Origin of the sequence: Laedolimicola intestinihominis, assembly GCF_040096155.1 — a bacterium.
Classification (GTDB): Bacteria; Bacillota; Clostridia; order Lachnospirales; family Lachnospiraceae; genus Laedolimicola; species Laedolimicola intestinihominis.
Genome location: NZ_JBBMFE010000029.1, coordinates 1 through 4,065 on the forward strand (window position 1 = coordinate 1; position 4,065 = coordinate 4,065).

The 4,065-nt window shown below is 51.4% G+C and carries 5 protein-coding genes and 1 pseudogene; 5 read left to right on the plus strand and 1 reads right to left on the minus strand.

From position 1 onward, the window contains the following. The 3 genes from WMO29_RS16540 to msrB form a co-directional block, all read left to right on the plus strand. On the plus strand, positions 1–127 hold a 127-nt coding region (locus WMO29_RS16540; protein ID WP_349165543.1), incomplete at its 5' end, for a 4Fe-4S binding protein. Beyond that, positions 124–1,083, plus strand: a complete 960-nt coding sequence (locus WMO29_RS16545) for a TlpA family protein disulfide reductase (RefSeq protein ID WP_349165540.1) — start codon at positions 124–126, stop codon at positions 1,081–1,083. The genes WMO29_RS16540 and WMO29_RS16545, both read left to right, overlap by 4 nt. Before the next feature lie 96 nt (positions 1,084–1,179). Then, positions 1,180–2,298: a peptide-methionine (R)-S-oxide reductase MsrB gene (gene msrB / locus WMO29_RS16550; RefSeq protein ID WP_349165541.1), complete on the plus strand. Its 1,119-nt coding sequence runs from the start codon at positions 1,180–1,182 to the stop codon at positions 2,296–2,298. A gap of 36 nt (positions 2,299–2,334) precedes the next feature. On the opposite strand, the gene WMO29_RS16555 is transcribed toward msrB, so the two are convergent. Further along, positions 2,335–2,727: a restriction endonuclease subunit S domain-containing protein gene (locus tag WMO29_RS16555; RefSeq protein ID WP_349165542.1), complete on the minus strand. Its 393-nt coding sequence runs from the start codon at positions 2,725–2,727 to the stop codon at positions 2,335–2,337. 96 nt (positions 2,728–2,823) lie between these two features. On the opposite strand from WMO29_RS16555, the pseudogene WMO29_RS16560 reads away from it, so the two are divergent. Then, positions 2,824–3,108: pseudogene (locus WMO29_RS16560) on the plus strand (pyridoxamine 5'-phosphate oxidase family protein); the annotation flags it as partial. A 469-nt stretch (positions 3,109–3,577) separates the two neighbouring features. Then, on the plus strand, positions 3,578–4,039 hold the full coding sequence (locus WMO29_RS16565) for an Hsp20/alpha crystallin family protein (RefSeq protein ID WP_158365130.1): 462 nt from the start codon (positions 3,578–3,580) through the stop codon (positions 4,037–4,039). Positions 4,040–4,065 lie beyond the last annotated feature (26 nt).

A 4,065-nucleotide genomic window follows, 5' to 3' on the forward strand; every position in this document is an offset into this window, starting at 1 on the left:
CCATACCGAGTGCATCCGCTGCGGAATGTGCATCCGCGCCTGTCCGACGAACGCCGTGTGCTTCCGTTACGGCTTCGGCAACGGGAAAGAAACAACAAAGAAAACAACGATGGAGGAATCAAAATGAACAGGAAGAGAATTTTGGCACTGGCTTTTGCCGTGCTGATGGTGCTGGCCCTAGCGGCCTGCGGCACGAAGAACAATGACAAGATGGGCGACATGAGCGGCAACGGCTCCGCCATGACTGGCGAGCCGAAAACCGCCGAGGAGGCGCTCGCCCTGCACAAGGAGCTGCTGGAGCGGGAGAACGCGCTTCTGTCGGAAAATACCGAGCTGTGGGAAAAGGTCTTTGTGGAGGCTGACAAAGGCATGGCAATGATCGAGGACGGGAAAAACTACGGCGATTTCCTGCTGGATACCGTCGAGGCCGCGAAAGAGCAGTTCACCGACAAGGAGTATGAGTGGTTGAAGGAGTCAGCCACGGAGATCAGCAATATTGAAAACAAGCTGACCGAGTTGGAAGAGAAGTATCCCGAGATCATGCAGAAATCCATGGACGACGATATGAGCATGCCCGCGGGTAGCGACACGAGCAACCCTCCCGACGACGGCAGTATGCAGAAGTTCCCCGCCTTTGAAGGTAAAGACCTGGACGGCAACACGGTGAAGAGCGACGAGCTGTTCTCCGGCAACGCTGTCACCGTGGTGAATTTCTGGTTCACCACCTGCAATCCCTGTGTGGGAGAGCTTTCCAAGCTGGACGCGCTGAACAAGGAACTGGCGGAGAAGGGCGGCGCCCTCATCGGCGTCAACACCTTCACGCTGGACGGCGACGAGGCAGCGATTTCCGAGGCGAAGGACGTGCTGGCCAAGAAGGGCGCTGCCTATCAGAATGTGTATTTTGACTCAGATGGTGAGGCGGGAAAGTTTACTACCAACATCTTTGCTTATCCCACCACCTATGTGGTCGACCGCAGCGGCAATATCGTGGGTGAACCCATCGTAGGCGCCATCACGGAAAAGAAGCAGGCGGAGACGCTGCAAAAGCTCATCGAGCAGGTGCTTGCCGCCGATATGGGCTGACCCGAGATTTAAAAAGTGCCTGTTGCGCGCCATTGCATTGCCCCCGGCGGGCAAGTGGCAGAGTGAGTCCTGATTCCCCTGAAAGGAGGAAACGCGATGTATCGAAGCGTATTGGTACTGCTTTTCGCCTCGGTGCTGCTGCTGGGCGGCTGCGCCGCCGGGCAGCAGTATATGCCGAAGGAAAAGAGCGGACAGAAAACAAACATAGACGGAGCGGCATTTGACCGGTCTGACGAGGAGATCACCTATATGGATACCACAGACAATGTCATCTATCTGGCGGGCGGCTGCTTCTGGGGCATGGAACAGCTGATGCAGTCCATCCCCGGCGTTATCGATGCCGAGAGCGGCTACGCCAACGGCACCTGCGAGGCGGACGCCGACTACCAAACCGTCTGCGCGGGCAACACGGGCTTTCGGGAGACCGTGCGGGTGGAATACGACCCCGAGCAGGTGAGTCTTGACGCGCTGCTGCTGGCCTACTTCTATGTCATCGACCCCACGGTGCAAAACCGGCAGGGCAACGACCGGGGCAGCCAGTACCAAACCGGCGTCTACTACACCAACGAAAGCGCGAGAGAAACGGTGAAGCGCATCGCGGAGATCGAGCGCGGCCGCAGCGAGAAATTCTTCGTGGAGATCGGCCCGCTCAAGAATTACTATCCCGCCGAGAAATATCACCAGAACTACCTCGAAAAGAATCCGAACGGCTACTGCCACATCCCGCGCGCGGAAATGGAGCTCTTTTCCCGGCTGCGCATCGACCCGGGTGACTATCAGAAGCCCGCGGCGGAGTCCATCCGGGACAAGCTGACGTCGGAGCAGTACCGCGTCACGCAGGAGAGCGGCACGGAGCGCGCCTTCACAGGCGAGTTCTGGGACAAGTTTGAAAAGGGCATCTATGTGGATGTCATCACTGGCGAGCCGCTCTTTTCCTCCACGGATAAGTACGAGAGCGGCTGCGGCTGGCCCGCCTTTACAAAGCCCATCGAGGGCCCCTCCGTGGTTGAGAAGGAGGATTTGAGCCACGGGATGCGCCGCACAGAGGTGCGCAGCCGCGCCGGAGACTCCCATCTCGGCCATGTGTTCACCGGCGACCCGGAGTCGCCCAACGGCGTGCGCTACTGCATCAACAGCGCAGCCCTGCGCTTCGTCCCCTATGAAAAAATGGAGGCCGAGGGCTACGGATACCTGCTGTACCTGTTTGAAAAATAGGACGCAAGCGGTCGGCAGTTCTCATGCAAGGAACTATCAGCACATCACAGCATATCGGACTGCCACCGGGCAGTCCGATATGCTGTGAATGGAAGCTTCTTCTGGAACTTCTTGTACAAGATAAGATTTTCCAACTGTTCCACCTGTTCTTGCAAACAGAATGTCATTGGATTTCAGAAGGTACGTATCAATTTCTCCTTCTTTTATGTCGCAGTAAGGAACTGTTTCCCACATTACAGAATTATCCTGAATATCACTAATGCGAACCATCTTTATTCGTCCGTTTTCTTGTGCCGGGGCATAGTAGCCATACTGAATAGATTCTGACAATGTTCCCCAACGTACCCATTCCCAACTTTTCGGAATCTCAAACGGCACTTCATTCGCGATGCAAACCGGCTCGTTTTTCCCTACCTTCTCATAAGGCAAATTATTGATACTTAATAAAGCAATATATGCTATACTGAGAATAGTTGTAATTCATTATAAGTATCAGATAAACAGTTAAGGCAGGAGAATTATACCATGGAACAAGTAGTAAATTTTTTGAAAGAAGCAGAAACATATTATTTGGCAACAGTGGAAGGAGACCAGCCAAGGGTAAGACCTTTTGGAACAGCACATATTTTTGATGGAAAACTGTATATTCAGACCGGAAAGGTGAAAGATGTTTCAAAACAGATTCATGCAAATCCAAAGGTAGAAATCTGTGCGTTTAAGAATGGAGAGTGGCTTCGCGTAGCAGGAGAACTTGTAGAAGATGATAGAAGAGAAGCAAGACAGTCTACAATCATATTGCAGAAAAGTCTCATGTGGAGAACGAGATGTCTAAAATGAACCTGCCAGAAACCGTACCTGCTGTGGTATAAACCATAAGTCGTTGTCGTAAAATGTGGTAAGAAAATCAGACGAATATATTTTTCCAAGAATTTGTGGTAAAAATGTGGTCAAATCAAGAAAATCGAGTGCGAAAGTAAGTGAAAAATTCCTGTGAAGTAGTGGCATACGCCATGCACAGCTCGGGAAAGAGCTCCCTCGCTGTAGGGCTGTTGCCCTATAAAATAGCAAAAAAAAGACGCCTTTGCAAGTAAACTGGCAGGGCGTCTTTTTTCACCATTTTGCATGGCTCGCAGCGTTCACAAATTTTTCACAAAAAATTAGCACTCACCTCTTGACAGTGCTAACAAAAAGGACTATAACATAGTTGTCAAGAGGGAAAAGGAAATGGAACCTCAAGACAGTGACCTATTGTACGAGACATAAAAAAGGAGCGTTTACTATGTTAACACCGAGTGTATTTGGAAAAGATTTCTTTGATGATTTGTTTGAGTTTCCGTTCTATGATGACAGAGACATGCAGAAGCTGGAAAAGAAGCTGTATGGCCGCAGAGGTAAGAACCTGATGAAGACGGATATCAAGGATACCGATAAAGCATATGAACTGGAAATGGATCTCCCGGGATTCAAGAAGGACGAAATCAAGGTTTCTCTGGAAAATGGTTATCTGACCATCAGCGCAGCAAGAGGCCTGGACGTAGATGAGCAGGAGAAGGAAACTGCAAAGTACATCCGCAAGGAGCGTTACGCAGGATCCTGCCAGAGAAGCTTCTATGTAGGCGAAGGCGTAAAGCAGGAGGATATCAAGGGCGAGTTTAAGCATGGTATCCTGAAGCTGGTCATCCCGAAGAAGGAAGAAAAACCGGAAGTTGAGACGTCAAAGTACATCTCCATCGAAGGATAATGGAGCGAGGAGCCTCGCCGCGGAAG

Coding starts and splice junctions, on each gene's coding strand:
- WMO29_RS16545 (WP_349165540.1), top strand. CDS start 124: ATGAACAGGAAGAGAATTTTGGCACTGGCTTTTGCCGTGCTGATGGTG.
- msrB (WP_349165541.1), top strand. CDS start 1,180: ATGTATCGAAGCGTATTGGTACTGCTTTTCGCCTCGGTGCTGCTGCTG.
- WMO29_RS16565 (WP_158365130.1), top strand. CDS start 3,578: ATGTTAACACCGAGTGTATTTGGAAAAGATTTCTTTGATGATTTGTTT.